This is a genomic window from Pantoea sp. JGM49 (assembly GCF_018257655.1).
GTDB classification, from domain to species: Bacteria; Pseudomonadota; Gammaproteobacteria; order Enterobacterales; family Enterobacteriaceae; genus Pantoea; species Pantoea communis.
Window position 1 is genome coordinate 14,438 of sequence record NZ_JAERJM010000014.1, and the last position, 22,604, is coordinate 37,041.

Genomic DNA, 22,604 nt, shown 5'->3' on the forward strand with positions numbered 1-22,604 from the left:
TTATCGTCAATTTAAGTCAATTGACGAACAGGAAGAACCGTGGCTAGATAAAAGACGATGTTATGCCCGTTGGGTGTAAGGGTACTTTCAAGACGATAAGGGTGTCAGGGTCAAATGAACGAACAATATTCCGCAATGCGAAGTAATGTCAGTATGCTCGGCAAACTGCTCGGGGATACGATAAAGGATGCACTGGGAGAGAACATCCTCGATCGGGTGGAAACCATCCGCAAACTCTCTAAGTCCTCCCGCGCAGGCAATGACACCGATCGTAAGGAACTGCTGAACACGCTGCAAAACCTGTCTAATGACGAGTTACTACCTGTTGCACGCGCGTTTAGCCAGTTCCTCAACCTGACCAACGTGGCAGAGCAGTATCAGACCATCTCCCGCAGCGGCGATGGCGCGAATAATCCGGAAATCCTGAAGAAGACCTTTGAGCGTCTGAAGCAGCAAAACGACATCAGCGAAAGTTCGATTCGCCAGGCGATCGAAGAACTGTCGCTGGAGCTGGTGCTGACCGCTCACCCAACGGAGATCACCCGACGTACGCTGATCCACATGCTGGGCGAAGTGAATAGCTGCCTGCAGCAACTCGACCACAGCGATCTCTCCGATTACGAGCGCACGCAAGTCATGCGTCGCCTGCGTCAGTTGGTCGCACAAGCCTGGCATACCGATGAAATCCGTAAGTATCGTCCAACACCGATTGATGAAGCCAAATGGGGCTTTGCCGTGGTCGAAAATAGCCTGTGGCAAGGCGTACCGGCATTCCTGCGCGAGCTGAACGAGCAGGTTGAAGAGACCTTTGGTATTAAGTTGCCCGTCGATTTCGTGCCGATTAAATTCACCTCGTGGATGGGCGGCGATCGCGACGGTAACCCGAACGTCACCGCACCTATCACACGCCATGCGATGCAGTTGAGCCGCTGGAAAGCCGCCGATCTGTTCCTGCGCGACGTGGGCGTGCTGATTTCTGAACTGTCGATGTCCGAATGCAGCGATGAAGTACGCGAGTTGTGCGGCGATCCAGAGGCGCTGGAACCGTACCGCATGATTCTGAAGCGCATCCGCGGCCAGCTGATGACCACGCAAGCTTATCTGGGACGCCGTTTGAAAGGCGAACGCCTGCCGCGCCCTGCCGATCTGCTGGTCTCGAACGATCAGCTGTGGCAACCGCTGTTCGCCATCTATCAATCACTGCAGCAGTGCGGCATGGGCATCATCGCCAACGGTCAGTTGCTGGATACGCTGCGTCGCGTGAAGTGTTTCGGCGTGCCGTTGGTGCGCATCGATATTCGTCAGGAGAGCACCCGTCACACCGAAGCGATTGCCGAAGTGACGCGCTATCTGGGATTAGGTGACTACGAAAGCTGGTCAGAAGCCGACAAACAGGCGTTCCTGATCCGCGAACTGAATTCCAAACGTCCGCTGCTGCCGCATCAATGGGAGCCGGGCGACAACACCCGTGAAGTGCTGGACACCTGTAAAGTGGTGGCTGAAGCGCCGCAAGGTTCCATCGCCTCCTACGTGATTTCAATGGCGAAAACGCCATCGGACGTGCTGGCGGTGCACTTGCTGTTGAAAGAGGCCGGTATCCCTTACGCGATGCCGGTAGCGCCGCTGTTCGAAACCCTCGACGATTTGAACAACGCCAATGACGTCATGACACAGTTGCTGAGCATCGATTGGTATCGTGGCTTCATCAACGGCAAACAGATGGTGATGATTGGTTATTCCGACTCGGCGAAAGATGCCGGCGTGATGGCCGCCAGCTGGGCGCAGTACGAAGCACAGGATGCGTTGATCAAGACCTGTGAGAAAGCTGGCATCACGCTGACGCTGTTCCACGGACGCGGTGGTTCCATCGGCCGTGGTGGCGCACCGGCACACGCAGCACTGCTGTCGCAACCGCCGGGCAGCCTGAAAGGCGGCCTGCGCGTGACCGAACAAGGCGAGATGATTCGCTTCAAATATGGTTTGCCAGAAGTCACCATCGCCAGCCTGTCGCTGTATACCGGTGCGATTCTGGAAGCCAACCTGATGCCACCGCCCGAGCCTAAGCGCGAGTGGAAAGAGATCATGAACGGTTTGTCAGCCCATTCCTGCGCCATGTATCGCGGCTATGTGCGTGAAAACCCGGACTTCGTACCGTATTTCCGTTCGGCCACGCCAGAGCAAGAGCTGGGTAAACTGCCACTCGGTTCACGTCCGGCGAAGCGTCGTCCTACCGGCGGCGTGGAATCACTGCGTGCGATTCCGTGGATCTTCGCCTGGACGCAGAACCGTTTGATGCTGCCAGCCTGGCTCGGTGCCGGTGCGGCGCTGCAGAAGGCGATGGACGAAGGTCATCAGGATCAGCTGGAAGCGATGTGTAGCCAATGGCCGTTCTTCGCCACCCGTCTGGGCATGCTGGAGATGGTGTTCTCGAAAGCTGACCTGTGGCTGGCGGAGTATTACGATCAGCGTCTGGTTGATAAATCACTGTGGCCGCTGGGTCTGCAGTTGCGCGATCAGCTGGCTGCGGATATCAAAGCCGTGTTGACCATCGCCAACGATGCGCATTTGATGGCTGACCAGCCATGGATCGCCGAGTCTATCGCGCTGCGTAACGTTTACACCGATCCGCTCAACGTGTTGCAGGCTGAACTGCTGCATCGTGCACGTGCGCAGGAAGAGCGTGGTGACGAGCCGGATGCGCGTGTTGAACAAGCGTTGATGGTGACGATTGCGGGTGTAGCAGCGGGTATGCGTAATACGGGCTAGTGGCGTAAAACGCTAATCACGAAGGGGCCAATGTGCCCCTTTTTTAATGGGTGTTGCGCGTCGCGGGAAGAGGTGGCAATTACGTAAAGCCGCTGTCTCGTCCCTGATCGCTCGGCGTGCGCCATCCATGGCGCCCAACGCTTTACTCCATTTGCCGCCTCTTCCCGCTGGGTAACATGGTGCCAATGAAAAGAGGGCACATTGGCCCCCTCATAATTCTATTTAATAAAATCAGTTCGTTAAGGTCGGACGCACACCCAGCGTGTGACAGATGGCGTAACTCAATTCTGCGCGGTTCAGCGTGTAGAAGTGGAAATCCTTCACCCCTTCGCGTGACAGGATTTTCACCATGTCCATGGCGATATTGGCGCCGACCATTTTGCGGGTTTCTGGATCGTCATCCAGTCCGGCAAACATCGCATTCATCCAGCCCGGCACGCGCACGTTAGTCATGGTGGCAAAGCGCTGCAGCTGTTTGAAGTTAGATACCGGCAAAATGCCCGGCACGATTTCGACATCAATGCCTGCCGCAACACAGCGATCGCGGAAGCGCAGGTAACTCTCAACATCAAAGAAGAACTGCGTGATGGCGCGGTTGGCACCGTTATCGACTTTACGCTTCAGGTTGATCAAATCCGCTTGCGCACTTTTCGCTTCAGGATGCACTTCCGGATAAGCGGCTACGGAGATATCAAAATCGCCCACTTCTTTAAGCAATTCAACCAAATCAGCGCCGTACATCTCAGGCTTGCCGCTACCCGGAGGCAAATCGCCGCGCAGAGCGACGATGTGACGGATACCGTTATCCCAGTAATCGCGCGCGATGGTGCGTAACTCATCACGCGTGGCATCAATGCAGGTCAGATGAGGAGCCGCTTCCAGGCCGGTGCGCTCTTTAATGCCTTTGATGATGCTGTGTGTACGGTCGCGTTCGCCAGAGTTCGCACCGTAGGTGACAGAGAGGAATTTCGGTTTCAGGATGCTCAGTCGATCAATCGAACTCCACAAGGTTTCTTCCATTTCACTGGTGCGAGGCGGGAAAAATTCAAAAGAGACATTAATTTGCCCGTTCAGCTCAGCCAGGCTTTGGTTCAACGCTTCGCGCTGATTGGCGTGAAAGAAACTCATCCAGATTACCTCGTCGTCACATATCGGTTAACTTGCGGCCTGCGAACATCTATACGTTTAGACGTCCAGATGCACAAAATGAACCATTAGCGCGTTAGCGTCAACTTAAAATTAATGTACAGGCGTGACAAATATTCAATCAAGTTGAAAGAGTTTCATGTTAGCGCAGAGGGTGAAAAGCGCAGACGGCGGGCACCGTCTGCGTTGCAAGGCAGACTACAGCAGTTGTGCGAGACGATTGATATCCGATTGTAACGCACCGGCTGTCACATCACGGCCGGCGCCCGGCCCGCGGATCACCAGCGGATTATCACGATACCAGCGGCTTTCGATAGCAAACACGTTATCGCACGGCAGCAGTGAAGCCAGCGGGTGTTCCGGACGCACCGCTTCCACCCCCACACGGGCCTTTCCGTTGGCATCGAAACGTGCCACATAGCGCAGCACCAGGCCCATCTCCTGCGCCGCTTCAAAGCGTTGCAGCATTTGGTCATTCAACTCGTCCGCATTCTCGAAGAAGTGGTCAATCGATTCTTCTTCGCAATCCGACGGCACCAGCGATTCAACACGCACCTGATCCGGCTCGATGTCATAACCGGCTTCACGCGCCAGGATGACCAGCTTGCGCATCACATCCTGCCCCGACAGATCTACGCGCGGATCGGGTTCGGTGAGACCTTGCTGCCAGGCCTGATCCACCAGCTCACTGAACGACACGGTGCCATCAAATTGCAGGAACAGCCAGGACAGCGTGCCGGAGAAAATACCACTGATGGCCAGAATGCTGTCGCCGCTTTCGCGCAGATCGCGCACCGTATGGTTCACCGGTAATCCTGCGCCTACCGTGGCGTTATATAGCCAGTGACGGCCGGTTTTGGCGAACGCATCACGAATCTGCCGCCAACTCTGGCTGCTGGATGCGCCTGCGACTTTGTTAGCGCTAATGACATGGAAACCGTGGCTGGCAAAATCAAGATATTGCTGTGCCAGCGGTGCGCTGGCGGTGACGTCCAGCACCACTAAATCATCGAACGGATGGGCGCGCATCCACAGGAACAGCGACTCTTCATCGCGTTCTTCGGCTTCGTCATCAAAAAAGGCGAGCGCACGGCTGGCTTCCAGACCTTCGTAGCTCAGCAAACTACGACTGCTATCCGCCACGCCTGCCAACACATACTCAAAGCCGGTACGCGCCGATAAGCCTTCCTGCTCGCGGGCAAACAACTCCAGCCAGCGTGAGCCGATATTGCCTTTACCAAACAGCATCAGACCGATGCGCTTTTCCGCGCGGAACAATGACTGGTGCAGCCCCTGAATCAGGTGCTGCGTCGGTCCTACGCGCAGTACGGCAACAATACTGATGTGATCTTCTGACTGCCAGACAAACTCAACCGGCTGGTCTTTGATCTGTTGCCAGAAACGATGGCTATGGAGCGGGTTACGCGTCACGCCTGCGCCGACCAACGCCACCAACGCTAAGCCATCGCGCAGTTGCAGATGACCCGGCAGCGCAGCGTCCTGCAACAAATTGAATGCGCTGTTCACCACTTCGGAGGTGTAGCAGAGTTGCAGCAAACGGCGATCGGGATGGACACCCATCGCCAGCGGACGCAGTTGCGCACGCTTCAGCAGCAGATCGATCTCTTTCTGCTGCGTTTTGAAATCGTGGTTTTCTGGGATGTGAATCTCTACCAGGCACACATCGTCGTGGCTGGTGACAATACGCGCGCCGGTACCAGAAGCCAGTACGCGCTCAATGCGCGTTGAGCCCTGCTCAGGTTGATAGCTGCAACGCAACTGCAGATCGATATCGCTATTCGACACGGGCTGCAGCGTACGTGTATGCAATACCGGTGCGGCCAGACGCGCCAGTTCGCTGGCCTCATCTAAGCGCAGTAAAGGCAGCAAACAGGCGTCGGACACTTTACGCGGATCGGCGCTATAGACACCGGCCACATCGCTCCAGATGGTGACACGGTTTACGCCTGCCAGCGCACCGATCTGCGTGGCTGAGTAGTCCGAACCATTGCGACCCAGTAACACCGTTTCACCGGCATCGCTACGGCTGATAAAGCCGGTTACTACCAAACGCTTATGAGGATGCTGAGCCAGCAGCGCCTGTAGCAATGGCCAGGACTTGCCTTCATCGACCTGTGGCTGCGCAGCACGTTCGGCACGCAGAAAGTCACGCGCGTCCAGCCATGCAGACTCGATATCACGCTGGCTCAGCACTGCCGCCATCAAGCGTGCCGACCAGATTTCACCGTGCCCCACCACTTCGGCATACACCGCATCGGTGATAGCGCCGTCAAGCAGTGCCGCCAGACGTTCTAAATCGCGAATAAAGGCAGCGGTCAGCGTTTCAGCAAATTCAACAGGCAACAGCGCAGCGATCAGTTCGCTGTGAAAACGGCGTAAAGCTTGTTGCACCTGATGGGCAGATAAGCGATCGCTCTGGCTCAGTTTAAGCCAGCTAATCAGCTGGTTGGTGGTGCTGCCTGCGGCAGAGACCACCATTAAATCGCCCGGCTGGCTGTAATCCGCCATGATGCTGGCGACACGTTGATAACAACGTGCATCCGCCAGGCTACTGCCACCAAATTTATGCAACTGCTTGTTCGGCGTTCCCGCGCCTGCTGAACTTGTCATGCTTACTCCTCGGCTGCGATCCGGAATGCATTATCCAGATCGGCGATTAAATCTTCGTGATCTTCAATTCCGACAGAAATACGCAGCAGCGTTTCTGAAATACCCGCTGCCGCGCGCGCTTCCGCAGACATGCCGGCATGCGTCATGGTCGCGGTGTGCGAAATCAGGCTCTCCACGCCACCCAGGGATTCCGCCAGCGTGAACAACTGCAGCGCTTTCAGGAAGCGGCGCAGACGCGCTTCATCAGCGTCAAGTTCAAAGCTGAGCATCGCACCAAAGCCACGTTGTTGACGCACCGCGTACTCATGTCCGGCATTTTCCGGCAGAGACGGATGATACAGTTTTTTCACCAGCGGTTGTTGCTTCAGGTAATCAACAATCGCCAGCGCATTACGCTGCGCTGCCGCCATACGCGGCGCCAGCGTGCGCAGACCGCGCAACAGCAGGTAGCTATCAAACGCTGCGCCGGTTACACCAATATTATTCGCCCACCAGGCAAGATCCGTGGCCATCGCCGGATCTTTAGAAATCACCGCTCCGGCCACCACATCCGAGTGACCATTCAGGTATTTGGTGCAAGAGTGGATAACCAGATCGGCTCCCAGCGCCAGCGGATTTTGCAATGCCGGACTCAGGAAGGTGTTATCCACTACACTGATCGCACCCGCTGCACGCGCCGCCTGGCAAATGCCGGCGATATCTACCACGCGCAGCAGCGGATTGCTTGGGCTCTCCACCAACACGAGTTTGGGTTTCTCGGCCAGCGCGGCTGCCAGCGCGGCTTTGTCACCCTGATCGACAAATTTCACGCGATAAGCACCGCGTTTGCTCAGGCTGTCGAACAGGCGATAGCTGCCGCCGTAGCAGTCATGTGGGGCAACCAGCAGATCGCCCGGCTTCAGGAACACGGTGGTCACCAGATGAATCGCTGACATCCCGGTATTGGTTAATACCGCGCCCGCACCGCCTTCCAGTTCTGCCAGCGCGCGTTGTACCACATCACGCGTGGGGTTACCGCGACGTGAGTAGTCATGTGCACGCGGTTCATTAAAGTCGAGGAAGTTGTAGGTGCTGGAGAGGTGAATCGGTGGGACAACGCAGCCATATTGCTCGTCATCATTCAAACCGCTGCGTACTGCGATGGTTGCCTGTTTACGCGTCATGGTGCTTACTGTTCCTGAAGTGTAATAAGAAGTGGCAACAGGATAACATTCAGCGCATAGACGTCAATACATCTGGACATCTAAATGTCTTTGCGTATAGATTGAGCAAATCATCAATACCCGCTAAAATTACGCGTCATCGCCTGGTGTTCAGCGCGCTTTCCTGTGAAAAGCGATGCGTAAGCATAAAACCGGCAGTTTAAGCGGTCAGGCATCGAAAAATCGGGCATAATCAACGGATTTCCCCATATTCAACTTTTATTGATTAAGGTAACCCATGGCTGAATGGAACGGCGAATATATCAGCCCTTACGCTGAACACGGCAAGAAGAGCGAGCAGGTTAAGAAGATTACAGTTTCTATCCCGCTGAAAGTGCTGAAAATTTTAACGGATGAACGCACGCGCCGTCAGGTGAATAACCTGCGTCATGCCACAAATAGCGAATTGCTGTGCGAAGCCTTTTTGCATGCTTTCACCGGGCAGCCGCTGCCAAATGATGTCGATTTGCGCAAAGAACGTAGCGATGAGATTCCGGAAGAAGCTAAGCAGATTATGCGTGAGATGGGCATCGATCCCGACACCTGGGAATACTGAGTCCAGAAACAAAAAAACCCAGCCAAGGCTGGGTTTTTTCTTGCTGCCGAATCCGAAGATTCGATGGCAAATAATCTTATTTCTTGCTGCCTGGGATGCTGAAACGCTTGTTGAAGCGATCAACACGACCACCAGAATCAACAACACGCTGCTTACCAGTGTAGAACGGGTGGCATTTGCCGCACACGTCCAGGTTCAGGGTACCAGTCATGGTTGAACGGGTATTGATCACGTTGCCGCAAGAGCAGGTGATGGTCACAGCTTCGTATTTCGGGTGAATACCTTGTTTCATGGGAGAACCTCATAAAAGGCCGTGTCGCTCTCCGTGCCAGGCGAACCTGCACAGCACCACACGCGGTTAATAATTAAGTGTATCTTTGACAAGTCATCTCATCAAAGGCGGCATAGTATACAGAAATTGACCGCACCAGGCAAATATCAGTTGTTTATTCTCTGAGCCACTGGGAGGCAGTGAACGTCCTCATCCCAGTCCATCTGATGGAAAGAGCGTGCGCAGCCAATGTGTCTATGCGCTGTGGCTGTGGCTGTGGCTGTGGCTGTGGCGTGAAGTATGACGAGGGTTGCATCAGCGTGTACACTACTTCTCCTTATTACAGTACCGGATAGAGATCGACATGCCCGTTGTTCAGGTTGCCCTGCCCGTTCCGCTGCCTCGCCTGTTTGACTACCTGCTGCCCGCCGATGCGCCGCAGCCGGTAGTGGGCGCGCGCGTCAGCGTGCCGTTTGGCAATCGCAAAATGATCGGCATTGTGGTGGCGATAAAAGAAAGCAGCGACCTGCCTCTGATTCAGCTCAAACCGCTGGAGAGCGTGCTGGACGATCAAAGCCTATTCTCTCCAGCGCTGTGGCGCATCCTTAACTGGGCCGCCAGCTATTACCATTCGCCGCTCGGCGAGGTGCTCAACCATGCTCTACCTGTGCTGCTGCGTCAGGGCAAACCGGCGCAGGAAACGCCGTTGTGGCAGTGGGTGGTCAACGACGCCGGACGCGAAGTGGCCATGGAAAGCCTGAAGCGTGCACCCAAGCAGCAGCAAGCTTTAGCGGCACTGCGCCAGCAACCTCTCTATCGCCATCAGGTCAGTGAACAGGATCTGACTGACGCCGCGCTGCAATCATTGCGTGCCAAAGGTCTGTGCGATCTGCGTGAACACGCACCGCAGATGCACGACTGGCGCACCACCTTTGCGGTGAAGGGCGATCGCCTGCGTCTCAATACCGATCAGGCGATGGCCGTCGGCGCGATGCGCAGCGAAGATGGTCATTATGCAGCGTGGTTGCTGGCAGGCATTACCGGTTCGGGCAAAACCGAAGTCTATCTCAGCGTGCTAGAGAATGTGCTGGCGCGCGGCAAACAGGCGCTGGTACTGGTGCCGGAAATCGGCCTGACACCGCAAACTATTGCACGCTTCCGTGAACGCTTCGATGCGCCGATCGATGTGCTGCACTCGGCACTCAATGACAGTGAGCGTCTTGCGGTATGGCTGCGTGCGCGCAGTGGCGAAACCGCGATTATCATCGGTACGCGTTCCGCGCTGTTCACACCGCTGGCGCGTCCGGGGGTAATCATTATTGATGAAGAACACGACAGTTCGTACAAGCAGCAGGAAGGCTGGCGCTATCAGGCGCGCGACCTGGCGGTGTTTCGCGCTCACGAAGAAGATATCCCGATTGTGATGGGTTCTGCCACACCGGCGCTGGAAACGCTGCACAATGTGCGCGTCGGCAAGTATCGACAGCTCAATCTTACCAAACGCGCGGGCAACGCCAAACCGGCACTGCAACAGCTAATCGACCTTAAAGGCCAGCAGCTTAAGGGTGGGCTCGCGCCCGCATTGCTGGGCAAAATGCGCCAGCACCTGCAGGCCGATAATCAGGTATTGCTGTTCCTCAACCGCCGCGGATTCTCGCCTGCATTGATGTGCCACGACTGCGGGTGGCTGGCAGAGTGTCAACGCTGCGACAGCTATTACACGCTGCATCAGCATCATCGTCAGCTGCGCTGCCACCACTGCGACAGCCAGCGCCCGCTGCCCAATCAATGTCCGGGTTGCGGTTCCACACACCTGATGCCGGTCGGCGTCGGTACAGAGCAGCTTGAGCAGCAGCTCAGCACACTCTTTCCCGGCGTACCGGTGTCGCGCATTGATCGCGATACCACCAGCCGCAAAGGTGCACTGGAGCAGCATCTGGCGGATGTGCATCGCGGCGGTGCCCGCATTCTGGTTGGCACACAGATGCTGGCAAAAGGGCACCATTTCCCCGACGTGACGCTGGTTTCCCTGCTGGATGTCGATGGCGCCTTATTCTCCGCCGATTTCCGCGCCGCCGAACGCTTTGCTCAACTCTATACCCAAGTGGCCGGGCGCGCCGGGCGCGCCGGTAAACAGGGTGAAGTACTGCTGCAGACGCACCATCCCGAGCATCCGCTGTTGCAAACGTTGCTGCATCGTGGCTATTTCGCCTTTGCCGAGGAAACCTTGCTGGAGCGCCAATCGGTGCAGCTGCCGCCGTGGACCAGCCACGCGCTGTTCCGCGCGGAAGACATGGACAATGCGCAGGCCGCTGAATTCCTCACACAGCTGCGCAATTTACTCGAAGCCAGCCCGCTGAAAGATGAGGCTATGTGGCTGATGGGTCCGGTTCCGGCATTGGCACCAAAGCGCAGTGGGCGCTGGCGCTGGCAACTGTTGCTACAGCATCCTTCGCGTAAACGCCTGCAACAGCTGCTAAGCAGTTCGCTACCGCTGATCTCCACCCTGCCCGCCGCGCGCAAAACCAAATGGACACTGGATATCGACCCCACCGAGAGTTAGGCCGCATCACATCTGCGAGCCAGATCGAAAAAAGTCGCACAAGTCACAATTTTTATGCAAATTAAGTAACAACCTCACCCGACGTTGGGTTATCAATAGTGCCCATCCCGGCTGAAGCCCGGCAATGTCTGAAAATCAATGCGCTGTACCGCGTCAGGAGTTATACGTTGGACCAGAAGCAACCTTCATCTGCTGCCACCATGAAAGATGTGGCCGAGAAAGCCGGCGTCTCTACCGCCACGGTTTCTCGCGCGCTGATGAACCCGGAAAAAGTCTCGGCTGCCACCCGGCAGAAAGTAGAACAAGCGGTGATTGATGTCGGCTATGCGCCACACGGGCTGGCGCGCAATGCCAAACGCGGCGAAACGCAAACCATATTGGTAATAGTGCCGGACATCTGCGATCCGTTCTTTAGTGAAATCATCCGTGGCGTCGAAGTCACCGCGGCGCAGGAAGGCTATCTGGTGTTGATTGGCGACTGCGCACATCAGGATCAGCAGGAAAAAACCTTCCTCAACCTGATGTTGACGCGCCAAATCGACGGCATGGTGCTGCTGGGTTCACAACTGCCGTTCGATGCAGGAATTGAAGATCAGCGTAACCTGCCGCCGATGGTGATGGGCAACGAATTCGCCCCGGAAATGGCTCTGCCTACCGTGCATATTGATAACCTGACGGCGGCATTTGAAGCTGTCAATCATCTGCTGCAACTCGGTCATCGCCAGATTGCCTGCATTACCGGGCCGGAACATATCCCGCTCAGCCAGTATCGTTTACAAGGCTACATTCAGGCTCTGCGCCGCAGCAGTATCGCCATTGATCCCACGATGATTGTGCACGGTGATTTCACCTTCGAAGCTGGTGCCAGTGCGCTGAAACAGTTGATGAGCTTACCGCAGCCGCCGAAAGCCATTTTCTGCCACAGCGACTTGATGGCATTAGGTGCAATGAATCAGGCACGAAAGCTGGGCATGCGCATTCCGCAGGATCTTTCCGTGGTGGGATTTGACGATATCGAACTGGCGCAGTATTACGATCCCCCACTCACCACCGTGGCACAGCCGCGATTTGCCATTGGTCGTGAGGCGATGCTGCTGTTGCTGGATGAACTGCAGGGCAAACGCGTCAACAACGGCTCACGTTTACTCGACGCGGAATTACGCGTGCGCGGAAGCACCGCACCCGCCACAAAAACGGGAAAAATGGTCTAGGCTTCACTGCATTTTCAGCGGATTCTGAAGGCAGACTTTGCTGGTCAAAGTTCCAGCCCTTGAGTAACATGACGCATTCGTTGCCGGGCAATTAACAGAACTTTTACACCCGTCTTAATTTAGGGTTTCGCCCATTGGCATTTTTTTGAAGGGTATCAGAACGAAAGTGGCACAGAGAGATTATGTAGGCCGCGGGCGTTCAACAGGGACGCGTCGCAAAAAACCCGCTGCAGGCCGCAGTAAGAAAAGCAAAGGCGGCTCCGGCACGTCAAAGTTGATGATCGTACTGGCCGTGGCCGTGCTGGTCACCTTTGCCGGTGGTTTATGGTTCATCTCTCATCATAAAAAAGAAGAGACTGAGGTCATTCCGAATCATAAAGCCAACGGCAACGGCCTTCCGCCTAAGCCGGAAGAGCGCTGGAAATACATCAAAGAGCTGGAAAATCGCCAAATCACCGTGCCGACGCCGACTGAACCGTCTGCTGGTGGTGGTGTGCAATCACAAACACAGCTGACGGATGAGCAGCGCCAATTGCTGGAACAGATGCAGGCTGATATGCGCCAGCAACCGACGCAGCTCAACGAAGTGCCGTGGAACGAACAAACTCCGGCACAGCGTCAGCAAACTCTGCAACGCCAGCAGCAGGTTCAGCAACAACAGCAACAGATGCAGCGCCAGCAGCAACAGTTACAGCAGCAACAACGTCAACAACAGTTGCAGCAACAGCAGGCGACGCGTCAACAACAACAGCCAGCGCCGATAACGCGTGAACCAGTGCAACAGCCGAAACCCCAGGAAACGGCAAAAGCGAAACCGGAAGAGAAAGCCGCTTCGCAGCGCTGGATGGTGCAGTGTGGATCGTTCAAAGGCACTGACCAGGCAGAGTCTGTGCGCGCAGGTCTGGCTTTTGAAGGTTTCGAGAGTCGTATCACCACCAGCGGGGGCTGGAATCGTGTGGTAATCGGGCCGTTTAAAGATCGCAGCAGCGCTGACAGCACGGTCAAACGCTTACACAGCTCCGGACACGGAAGCTGCATTCCTCTCGCTTTACCTTAAGTCATTCGCCTCGCGGCAAGTGCGTGAATCCCCTGAGCTTGCATCAGTAAGTTACAGGGGTGAACGCACCTCGCCAACGTACCGGCCATTTCAAGTAAGACAAATCTCGGGGTTGAAACCCTTCAAACCTACCCCATATCTGGTTGCATGATACTCCGCGCTCTGTGCGCGAAGTTCCTTATCCACTGCAACAAGGGGTCTGCCCGTGACAACAATAGTAAGTGTACGACGCAACGGCCGAGTCGTGATTGGCGGTGATGGCCAGGCTACGCTCGGCAATACCGTGATGAAAGGCAACGTGAAGAAAGTGCGTCGTCTCTACAATGATAAAGTGATCGCTGGTTTTGCTGGCGGCACCGCAGATGCCTTCACCCTGTTTGAACTGTTCGAGCGCAAGCTGGAAATGCATCAAGGCCACCTGGTGAAAGCCGCGGTCGAGTTGGCAAAAGACTGGCGTACCGATCGCATGCTGCGCCGTCTTGAAGCGCTGCTGGCGGTAGCTGATGAGAACTCCTCACTGATCATCAGCGGTAACGGAGACGTGATCCAGCCAGAAAATGATCTGATTGCCATCGGTTCTGGCGGTCCTTACGCCCAGGCAGCGGCACGCGCCCTGCTGGAGAACACCGACATTGGTGCGCATGATATCGTTGAGAAGGCGCTGAACATCGCTGGCGATATCTGCATTTACACCAACCACAACATCAACTTTGAAGAATTACCGTCTAAGGCTAAGGACTAAACATCATGTCTGAGATGACTCCCCGCGAGATTGTCAGCGAGCTTAACCGCTTTATTATCGGCCAGGACGGCGCAAAGAAGGCCGTGGCGATTGCACTGCGTAACCGCTGGCGCCGCATGCAGCTCGACGAAGAGCTGCGTCATGAAGTGACGCCAAAAAACATCCTGATGATTGGCCCGACCGGTGTCGGTAAAACCGAAATCGCGCGTCGTCTGGCAAAACTCGCCAATGCGCCTTTCATCAAAGTCGAAGCCACTAAATTCACCGAAGTGGGTTACGTGGGTAAAGAAGTCGACTCGATTATTCGCGATCTGACCGACTCTGCCATCAAAATGGTGCGCAGCCAGGCCATCGAGAAAAACAAATACCGCGCCGAAGAGATGGCGGAAGAGCGCATTCTTGATGTGCTGATCCCACCAGCGAAAAATAACTGGGGCCAGGCTGAGCACACTGCCGAACCTTCTGCGGCCCGTCAGTCTTTCCGCAAGAAACTGCGTGAAGGCCAGCTGGATGATAAAGAGATTGAGATCGATCTGGCCGCATCCGCAGCCGGTGTTGAAATCATGGCGCCTCCAGGCATGGAAGAGATGACCAGCCAGCTGCAGTCGATGTTCCAGAACCTCGGCGGACAGAAGCAGAAAGCGCGCAAGCTGAAGATCAAAGAAGCCATGAAGCTGCTGATTGAAGAAGAAGCGGCAAAACTGGTGAATCCGGAAGAGCTGAAGCAAGACGCCATCGAAGCCGTTGAGCAGCACGGTATCGTGTTCATTGATGAAATCGATAAGATCTGTAAGCGCGGCGGCCAGAATGCGGGCGGCCCGGATGTATCACGCGAAGGTGTACAGCGCGACTTGCTGCCACTGGTGGAAGGCTGCACCGTGTCCACCAAGCACGGCATGGTGAAAACCGACCACATTCTGTTTATCGCTTCAGGCGCGTTCCAGGTCGCCAGCCCATCAGATCTGATTCCAGAACTGCAGGGTCGCTTGCCGATTCGTGTAGAGCTGCAGGCGCTGACCGTGAATGATTTCGAACGTATTCTGACGGAGCCAAACGCTTCTGTGACCGTACAGTACAAAGCACTGATGGGCACTGAAGGCGTGAACGTTGATTTCACCGAAGACGGCATCCGTCGCATCGCCGAAGCCGCATGGCAGGTGAACGAAACGACTGAAAACATCGGTGCGCGTCGTCTGCACACGGTGCTGGAGCGTCTGATGGAAGACATCTCCTATGACGCCAGCGATCGCACCGGCGAATCCATCACCATCGATGCTGATTACGTAGGCAAGCATCTGGACGAATTGGTGGCCGACGAAGATCTCAGCCGCTTTATTCTGTAAAGGTTCCATCGTTATCCGCTGCCCGGCCACTGTGCCGGGCATTTTTTTACGCAGGATATTGATGCAGCGCTTTTTTTAGCGGGTGATGATTTTGCCAACAATCGTCAGATAGCGATATACTTACCGCTCCTGTGGCAAACAGACGATACCCTCATGAAATACGATACTTCCGAACTCTGTGACATCTACCATGAAGAAGTGAACGTGGTTGAACCGCTCTTTTCCAATTTTGGCGGACGCACCTCATTCGGTGGGCAAATCACCACAGTGAAATGTTTCGAAGACAACGGCCTGCTTTACGATCTGCTGGAAGAGAATGGCCGGGGTCGCGTGTTAGTGATTGATGGCGGCGGCTCGGTACGTCGTGCTCTGGTTGATGCGCAACTGGCGCGTCTGGCAGCGCAAAACGAGTGGGAAGGCCTGGTGATCTACGGCTCAGTGCGCCAGGTGGACGATCTGGAAGAGCTGGAAATTGGTATTCAGGCGATTGCCGCGATTCCGGTCGGTGCGGCGGGAGAAGGGATTGGCGAAAGTGACGTGCGCGTTAACTTTGGCGGCGTAACCTTCTTCTCTGGAGACCATCTTTATGCCGATAACACCGGCATCATTCTGTCGGAAGACGCCCTCGATATCGAGTAAGCCTCAACAAAAACGGGTGCCGCAGCACCCGTCATGGGTTTAAGCATAGACGCTTAAACCTCTTCCATTTTTCCCAACAGTGCACGCAGACGCTCCTGCCACACGTGCTGTTCTTCTTTCAGATGCTGGTTTTCACGCACCAGTGCATCCTGGTTGCCGGAAGCCTGGCTAGCTTCGTTGCGCAGCGTATTATTCTGATCTTTCAGTTCTTCGATTTCCATCTGTAGCAGGGTGATGGTATCAATCGCCTGCTGTACTTTGGCTTCCAGTTTCTCGAACACTTCAAATGACATCTTTATGACCTCTCCTAAATCTCTTGCAAGGCGTTGATGGTGCTGGGACTGCCTTGTTATGGTGCGTCCAGCCACGATGTCCCGATTGTATGTAGCCACACCCCGCAAGTCCAGCGACACAAGGCCTGCACGGGCAGTCTGTAACACTTTTCAGTTAATGCTTAAAAAAATGCTCACGATCGCGCATTTTTGCGCGCGGTCACGATATTGGACTTAAGTAAAGCAGGGTTAATGGCCCTTAAAGAAAGGTAAAAGACGCGAAAACGCGCATTTTTATGACGGAGTACACATATTTCGATTTCGCTATTTCTCGTTTATGCTCGTTAACGATAAATTCACATCAGCCCTACATAAGAGCTGGGTGACTCATGGATTGAGAACAAAAACTGATAAAATTTAACCTCGCTTCAGGAATGCCATTATGAGTCAGACAACGAACACACTAAAAGGTCAATGCATCGCCGAGTTTCTCGGTACCGGTTTGATCATCTTTTTTGGTGCAGGCTGTGTTGCTGCATTAAAACTGGCTGGTGCCGCATTCGGTCAGTGGGAAATCTGTATTATCTGGGGTCTTGCTGTCTCCATGGCCGTGTATCTCAGTGCGGGCGTATCCGGCGCGCATTTGAATCCAGCGGTAACGGTCGCGCTGTGCCTGTTTGCTAACTTTGAAGGCCGCAAAGTACTGCCTTACATCCTGGCGCAGGTTGCCGGTGCCTTCTGTGCGGCGGCGCTGGTTTATGGCCTCTACTACAATTTGTTCTTTGATTATGAAGCCAGCCATCAAATGGTGCGAGGCAGCGTGCAGAGCCTCGATCTGGCCGGTATCTTCTCAACCTACCCTAACCCGCACATCAGTGTCGGTCAGGCGTTACTGGTTGAGATGGTGATTACGGCGGTACTGATGGCGGTGATCATGGCGCTGACCGATGACGGCAATGGCGTACCACGTGGTCCACTGGCTCCGCTGTTAATTGGTCTGCTGGTTGCCGTGATTGGTGGTTCAATGGGCCCGCTCACCGGCTTCGCACTCAACCCGGCGCGTGACTTCGGTCCTAAGCTGTTCGCCTTCATCGCAGGTTGGGGTGATGTGGCCTTCACCGGCGGCAAAGATATTCCTTACTTCCTGGTTCCGATTTTTGGCCCACTGGTGGGTGCTTGCCTCGGAGCCTTCGGTTACCGTTCACTGATTGGCCGTAACCTGCCGGTCAACGTGGCGGAAGCCAGCAAAACAGAAAAACCGGTCGCACGCGCTGAGCAGCGTAAAGCGTAAGTTTCATCGTTAATCATCAGGAAAATAAAATGACTACGACTGATAAAAAATACATTCTCGCGCTCGATCAGGGCACGACCAGCTCGCGTGCCGTGGTACTCGATCATGACGCGAACATCGTCGCCGTCTCGCAGCGCGAATTCACCCAGATTTACCCGAAAGCGGGCTGGGTAGAACACGACCCAATGGACATCTGGGCGTCACAAAGCTCAACGCTGGTCGAAGTGCTGGCCCATGCCGACATCCGTTCTGATGAGATTGCCGCGATTGGTATCACCAACCAACGTGAAACTGCCATCGTGTGGGATAAAGAGACCGGTAAGCCGATCTATAACGCCATCGTCTGGCAGGATCCACGTACAGCGGACTATTGTAACAAGCTAAAGAAAGAGGGTCTGGAAGAGTACATCCAGCATACCACCGGTCTGGTGATTAACCCTTACTTCTCAGGCACCAAAGTGAAGTGGATCCTCGACAACGTTGAAGGTGCGCGCGAGCGTGCAAAACGTGGCGAGCTGCTGTTTGGTACCGTTGATACCTGGCTGGTATGGAAAATGACCCAGGGGCGTGTGCACATCACCGACCACACCAACGCCTCTCGTACCATGATGTACAACATCCACAAGCTGGAGTGGGATGAGCGTATGCTGGAGATCCTCGATATTCCGCGCGAAATGCTGCCGGAAGTGAAAGGCTCTTCTGAAATCTACGGCCAGACCAACATCGGGGGTAAAGGCGGTACGCGTATTCCAATCGCGGGTATTGCAGGTGACCAACAGGCAGCCCTGTACGGCCAACTGTGCGTACAACCGGGTATGGCGAAAAACACCTACGGTACCGGCTGCTTCATGTTGATGAACACCGGCACCGAAGCCGTGACTTCAACGCACGGTCTGCTGACTACCATTGCTTGCGGCCCGCGTGGCGAAGTGAACTACGCACTGGAAGGTGCGGTGTTCATCGGCGGTGCCTCCATTCAGTGGCTGCGTGATGAGATGAAGCTGATCAGTGATTCAACGGACTCTGAATACTTCGCCCTGAAAGTGAAAGACACCAACGGCGTCTACATGGTGCCTGCGTTTACCGGTCTGGGTGCGCCTTACTGGGATCCGTATGCCCGTGGCGCCATCTTCGGTCTGACGCGCGGTGCCAACGCAAATCACATCATCCGTGCAACCCTGGAATCGATTGCTTATCAGACACGTGACGTGCTGGAAGCGATGCAGAACGATGCAGGCACCCGTTTGCAATCTCTGCGCGTGGACGGTGGTGCGGTCGCCAACAACTTCCTGATGCAGTTCCAGTCAGACATTCTCGGTACGCGCGTTGAGCGTCCGGAAGTACGGGAAGTGACCGCGCTGGGTGCAGCTTACCTTGCTGGCCTGGCGGTGGGCTTCTGGAGCGATCTGGAGGAAGTACGTGCGAAAGCGGTCGTTGAACGTGAGTTCCGCCCAAGCATCGAAACCACCGAACGCAACGTGCGCTATGCAGGCTGGAAGAAAGCCGTGGCGCGTGCGCAAGCGTGGGAAGACGCTGAGTAATACCTTTGACCCGCGGCACCCTGCCGCGGGTTTTTCTCCCCGCCCTGCTTTCCCCTCCGTGTTACACTGCCTGCCTGTTTTTTATCAGGTGCAACCATGAAACGAGAACTCGCGATTGAATTTTCCCGTGTGACCGAAGCCGCTGCATTAGCGGGCTATCACTGGTTAGGACGCGGCGATAAAAATGCGGCCGACGGTGCAGCCGTCCACGCCATGCGCATTATGCTCAATACCATTGATATCGACGGTCAGATTGTGATTGGCGAAGGCGAAATCGACGAAGCGCCGATGCTCTATATCGGTGAAAAAGTCGGTACCGGCCGTGGGGATGCGGTGGATATCGCTGTCGATCCTATCGAAGGCACACGCATGACGGCGATGGGTCAGGCCAACGCACTGGCAGTATTAGCCGTGGGCGATAAAGGTAGCTTCCTGCACGCACCTGATATGTACATGGAAAAACTGATTGTCGGGCCCGGCGCGCGCGGTGCTATCGATCTCAACCTGCCGCTCGAAGCCAATCTGAAGAACATCGCCATCGCTCTGGATAAACCCCTCAGCCAGCTGACCGTGTCGATTCTGGCTAAGCCGCGCCATGACGCGGTGATCGCTCAGCTCCAGCAGCTCGGCGTGCGTGTGTTTGCCTTCCCGGATGGTGATGTTGCGGCCTCGATTTTGACCTGCATGCCTGACAGTGAAGTGGATGTGCTTTACGGTATCGGCGGTGCGCCAGAAGGTGTGGTGTCCGCTGCAGTGATCCGTGCAATGGATGGCGACATGCAGGCTCGCCTATTGGCGCGCCACGACGTCAAAGGCGACAGTGAAGAGAACCGTCGTTTGGGCGAGCAGGAGCTGCAACGTTGTGTTGAAATGGGCATTAAAGCCGGAGAAGTGCTGAAGCTGGAAGAGATGGCGCGTAACGATAATGTGATTTTCGCCGCCACCGGTATCACCACCGGTGACCTGCTCAAAGGCATTACACGCAAAGGCAACATCGCTACCAGCGAAACCCTGCTGGTGCGCGGTAAATCACGCACCATCCGCCGCATCCAGTCGATCCATTATCTGGATCGCAAAGACGCGGCGCTGCATCAGTTTATCCTGTAATCGCCTGTTTGCCGCTCTCCGGATGACGTGAGAGCGGCCACCAGCACAGCAGCATCACCAGCGATGTGACAAACATCAGCATGCCGAGGCTCGACTGATCGTGCTGCGGCAGTAGCGCCGACAGCCAGGCAATTACGCCAGAGCCCAAATTCTGTATGCCACCAATCAGCGCGCCCGCACTCCCTGCTAACCATGCATACGGCTCCATCGCACCGGATGTTGCCAATGGGAACAGCATCCCGGCACCAAAGAAGAACAGTGCGGCAGGCACCAGCAGTGTCCAGATATTCATGATGCCGAACCATGCCGGAATCCACATCAGCAGACCCGCCAGCAAGCAACTGTTCACGCCGTACCACATCAGCGTATGCCAGGACTTCTGCTCGCGTCCGGTAAACCACGCACCAAAAAAGGCGGCCGGGATTGGCAGGATAAACAGAATGCTGACGGTGATGCCATCCAGACCGAGCACGCCCCCCATCAACACGCCACAGCTGGCTTCAAACACAGCGATGCCTGCCAGGGCGCCCACCAGCAGCAGCAGATAGCGGATAAAATTCCCGTCGCTAAGTAAGGTGGCATAACGGCGCAGAAACGGTGTGGCAGGCGTATCCACGGGACGCGTTTCGGGTAGCCAGCGCGCCATGGAAGCTGTGACGCCGACGCACAGCAACAGCAGAAAGGCAAAACAAGCGTGCCAGCCAAACAGGTGCGTCAGTAGCGCGCCAATCACCGGTGCCAGTAGCGGGCTCACCAGAATTCCCATATTCAGCAGACTATTGGCCTGGCGCAGGGCGATACCGGAATAGAGATCGCGCGGCATAGTGCGCGCCATCACCCCCGCGACGCCAGTACCCAAACCCTGCACCGCGCTGCCCAGCACCAAAATCTGCAGTGATGGCGCAAACATGGCGATCAATGCCCCCACGGCAAAGATCGTCATACCGACAAGGATCACCGGACGACGGCCAAAGCTGTCTGACAACGGACCATAGATCAGTTGTGACCCACCATAGGTCATCAAATAAGCGGCCATGACCTGCTGCATGCTGCCACTGCGTACGTTCAGGGCTTCGGCCATGTTCGCCATCGCCGGCACATAGATGGTTTGCGCCATCTGTCCGACCGCCACCAGCACGATCAGCATGAATAACAGGAAGCGGTTTTGTGTTTTATTCTTCAACATGGAACAAAATGTCTGCCTGAGAAACAAAATAAAAGCAGCACTAAAAAAGGCTGCTGGCGATTAATGGCGGCAAAAATATCAGGATTGCATGACAAATCGAGAGGTGAGTGCAAAGCGACTGGCGCAGTGGTGTCAAGATTACGTACCGGGTCGTAACCCGACCGCTACAGTTGATGTGGAGTGCGCATGATTTGTCGCCGAGAGCCCTTTACTCTCCGCCGGGCTGGAAATTTGAGAGAGGGCTGACGATGATAGTGATACGCCTGAATAATCAATAATAAGGAGCGATCATGGCAGAGTGGATCAATGCGGAAGTGAAAGAAGTGAAAAACTGGACCGATGCACTGTTCAGCCTGCGCGTTACCGCGCCGATTGATACCTTTACCGCCGGGCAGTTTGCCAAGCTGGCGCTGGAAATTGATGGTGAACGCGTGCAACGCGCCTATTCATATGTGAATGCACCGCGCGATCCCTTACTGGAGTTCTATCTGGTCACGGTGCCAGAGGGTAAGCTCAGTCCACGTTTGCAGGCATTGCAGCCTGGCGATCAGGTGATGGTGACCAAAGAAGCCGCCGGATTCTTTGTACTCGATGAAATTCCCGACTGCAGCACGCTTTGGATGCTGGCCACTGGCACGGCGATCGGTCCTTATTTATCGATTCTGCAACAGGGCGAAGACCTGGAACGGTTTGATAACATTGTGCTGGTGCATGCGGCACGTTTCGCCGATGACCTGAGCTTCCTGCCGTTGATGCAGCAGCTGCAACAGCGCTATCAGGGCAAGTTGCATATTCAGACGGTGGTGAGTCGCGAAGAGATCGCCGGTTCGCTGCACGGTCGTGTTCCGCAGCTCATTGAGAGCGGTGAACTTGAACGTGCGGTGGGTTTGCCGATGACCGCTGACACCAGCCACGTGATGCTGTGTGGTAACCCGCAAATGGTGCGCGATACCCAGCAATTGCTGAAAGATACGCGTGAGATGCGTAAACATTTCAAACGCAAACCCGGCCATATGACCAGCGAACATTACTGGTAATCCATGCGGTGTGAAGAATGTCAGACTTTTCCCTGTGCGGGTT

Annotated in this window: 18 protein-coding genes; 12 read left to right on the forward strand and 6 right to left on the reverse strand. The window is 55.4% G+C overall.

The genetic code is table 11. The annotated features are described in order from the left end of the window. The first annotated feature begins 114 nt into the window (after positions 1 to 114). Entirely contained in the window at positions 115 to 2,766 is a 2,652-nt protein-coding gene (gene ppc / locus JK231_RS20830) for a phosphoenolpyruvate carboxylase (RefSeq protein WP_211729381.1), read from the forward strand. A gap of 231 nt (positions 2,767 to 2,997) precedes the next feature. Here ppc and metF read toward each other — a convergent pair whose 3' ends face one another. The 3 genes from metF to metB form a co-directional block, all read right to left on the reverse strand. Next, positions 2,998 to 3,894, reverse strand: a complete 897-nt coding sequence (gene metF / locus JK231_RS20835) for a methylenetetrahydrofolate reductase (protein ID WP_097119678.1) — start codon at positions 3,892 to 3,894, stop codon at positions 2,998 to 3,000. A gap of 216 nt (positions 3,895 to 4,110) precedes the next feature. Then, the gene (locus tag JK231_RS20840; RefSeq protein WP_211729382.1) at positions 4,111 to 6,543 is read right to left on the reverse strand and encodes a bifunctional aspartate kinase/homoserine dehydrogenase II; all 2,433 of its coding nucleotides are present in this window, start codon (positions 6,541 to 6,543) and stop codon (positions 4,111 to 4,113) included. A gap of 2 nt (positions 6,544 to 6,545) precedes the next feature. After that, on the reverse strand, positions 6,546 to 7,706 hold the full coding sequence (gene metB / locus JK231_RS20845; protein WP_045815698.1) for a cystathionine gamma-synthase: 1,161 nt from the start codon (positions 7,704 to 7,706) through the stop codon (positions 6,546 to 6,548). Positions 7,707 to 7,983: 277 nt separating this feature from the next. Between metB and metJ the strand changes: the two genes are divergently transcribed. Beyond that, positions 7,984 to 8,301, forward strand: a complete 318-nt coding sequence (metJ, locus tag JK231_RS20850) for a met regulon transcriptional regulator MetJ (RefSeq protein ID WP_034823729.1) — start codon at positions 7,984 to 7,986, stop codon at positions 8,299 to 8,301. Positions 8,302 to 8,377: 76 nt separating this feature from the next. Here the strand turns inward: metJ and rpmE are convergent, their stop codons facing one another. Further along, complete coding sequence (gene rpmE / locus JK231_RS20855) at positions 8,378 to 8,593, reverse strand: 50S ribosomal protein L31 (protein WP_021506837.1); 216 nt, start codon at positions 8,591 to 8,593, stop codon at positions 8,378 to 8,380. A gap of 343 nt (positions 8,594 to 8,936) precedes the next feature. Here rpmE and priA point away from each other — a divergent pair, with 343 nt between their 5' ends. From priA to rraA, 6 genes are all read left to right on the forward strand, one after another. Further along, positions 8,937 to 11,135 carry a primosomal protein N' gene (gene priA, locus JK231_RS20860; RefSeq protein ID WP_211729383.1) on the forward strand — a complete coding sequence of 733 codons (2,199 nt, stop codon included), beginning with the start codon at positions 8,937 to 8,939 and terminating at the stop codon, positions 11,133 to 11,135. Between the two features lie 167 nt (positions 11,136 to 11,302). Continuing rightward, positions 11,303 to 12,346, forward strand: a complete 1,044-nt coding sequence (gene cytR / locus JK231_RS20865) for a DNA-binding transcriptional regulator CytR (protein ID WP_034823733.1) — start codon at positions 11,303 to 11,305, stop codon at positions 12,344 to 12,346. 166 nt (positions 12,347 to 12,512) lie between these two features. Further along, a complete protein-coding gene (gene ftsN, locus JK231_RS20870) occupies positions 12,513 to 13,403 on the forward strand; it encodes a cell division protein FtsN (RefSeq protein WP_097119676.1) in 891 nt (296 codons plus the stop codon). A gap of 205 nt (positions 13,404 to 13,608) precedes the next feature. Then, a complete protein-coding gene (gene hslV, locus JK231_RS20875; protein ID WP_071845580.1) occupies positions 13,609 to 14,145 on the forward strand; it encodes an ATP-dependent protease subunit HslV in 537 nt (178 codons plus the stop codon). A 5-nt stretch (positions 14,146 to 14,150) separates the two neighbouring features. Continuing rightward, positions 14,151 to 15,488, forward strand: coding sequence for an HslU--HslV peptidase ATPase subunit (gene hslU / locus JK231_RS20880; protein ID WP_211729384.1), 1,338 nt, complete (start codon positions 14,151 to 14,153; stop codon positions 15,486 to 15,488). 153 nt (positions 15,489 to 15,641) lie between these two features. Continuing rightward, positions 15,642 to 16,127 carry a ribonuclease E activity regulator RraA gene (gene rraA, locus JK231_RS20885; RefSeq protein ID WP_034823742.1) on the forward strand — a complete coding sequence of 162 codons (486 nt, stop codon included), beginning with the start codon at positions 15,642 to 15,644 and terminating at the stop codon, positions 16,125 to 16,127. Between the two features lie 53 nt (positions 16,128 to 16,180). Here the strand turns inward: rraA and zapB are convergent, their stop codons facing one another. Then, positions 16,181 to 16,420: a cell division protein ZapB gene (zapB, locus tag JK231_RS20890; protein ID WP_034823745.1), complete on the reverse strand. Its 240-nt coding sequence runs from the start codon at positions 16,418 to 16,420 to the stop codon at positions 16,181 to 16,183. A 421-nt stretch (positions 16,421 to 16,841) separates the two neighbouring features. On the opposite strand from zapB, the gene JK231_RS20895 reads away from it, so the two are divergent. From JK231_RS20895 to glpX, 3 genes are all read left to right on the forward strand, one after another. Continuing rightward, positions 16,842 to 17,690: an MIP/aquaporin family protein gene (locus JK231_RS20895; protein WP_211729385.1), complete on the forward strand. Its 849-nt coding sequence runs from the start codon at positions 16,842 to 16,844 to the stop codon at positions 17,688 to 17,690. Positions 17,691 to 17,719: 29 nt separating this feature from the next. After that, positions 17,720 to 19,231: a glycerol kinase GlpK gene (gene glpK, locus JK231_RS20900; protein WP_058960112.1), complete on the forward strand. Its 1,512-nt coding sequence runs from the start codon at positions 17,720 to 17,722 to the stop codon at positions 19,229 to 19,231. 96 nt (positions 19,232 to 19,327) lie between these two features. Then, positions 19,328 to 20,338 carry a class II fructose-bisphosphatase gene (glpX, locus tag JK231_RS20905; RefSeq protein ID WP_097119674.1) on the forward strand — a complete coding sequence of 337 codons (1,011 nt, stop codon included), beginning with the start codon at positions 19,328 to 19,330 and terminating at the stop codon, positions 20,336 to 20,338. Here the strand turns inward: glpX and emrD are convergent. Continuing rightward, the gene (gene emrD, locus JK231_RS20910; RefSeq protein WP_211729386.1) at positions 20,328 to 21,524 is read right to left on the reverse strand and encodes a multidrug efflux MFS transporter EmrD; all 1,197 of its coding nucleotides are present in this window, start codon (positions 21,522 to 21,524) and stop codon (positions 20,328 to 20,330) included. The genes glpX and emrD overlap by 11 nt on opposite strands. Before the next feature lie 290 nt (positions 21,525 to 21,814). Here emrD and fpr point away from each other — a divergent pair, with 290 nt between their 5' ends. After that, positions 21,815 to 22,561 (forward strand): ferredoxin--NADP(+) reductase, encoded by a 747-nt coding sequence (fpr, locus tag JK231_RS20915; protein WP_097119673.1) that lies wholly within the window; start codon positions 21,815 to 21,817, stop codon positions 22,559 to 22,561. The last annotated feature ends 43 nt before the right edge of the window (positions 22,562 to 22,604 follow it).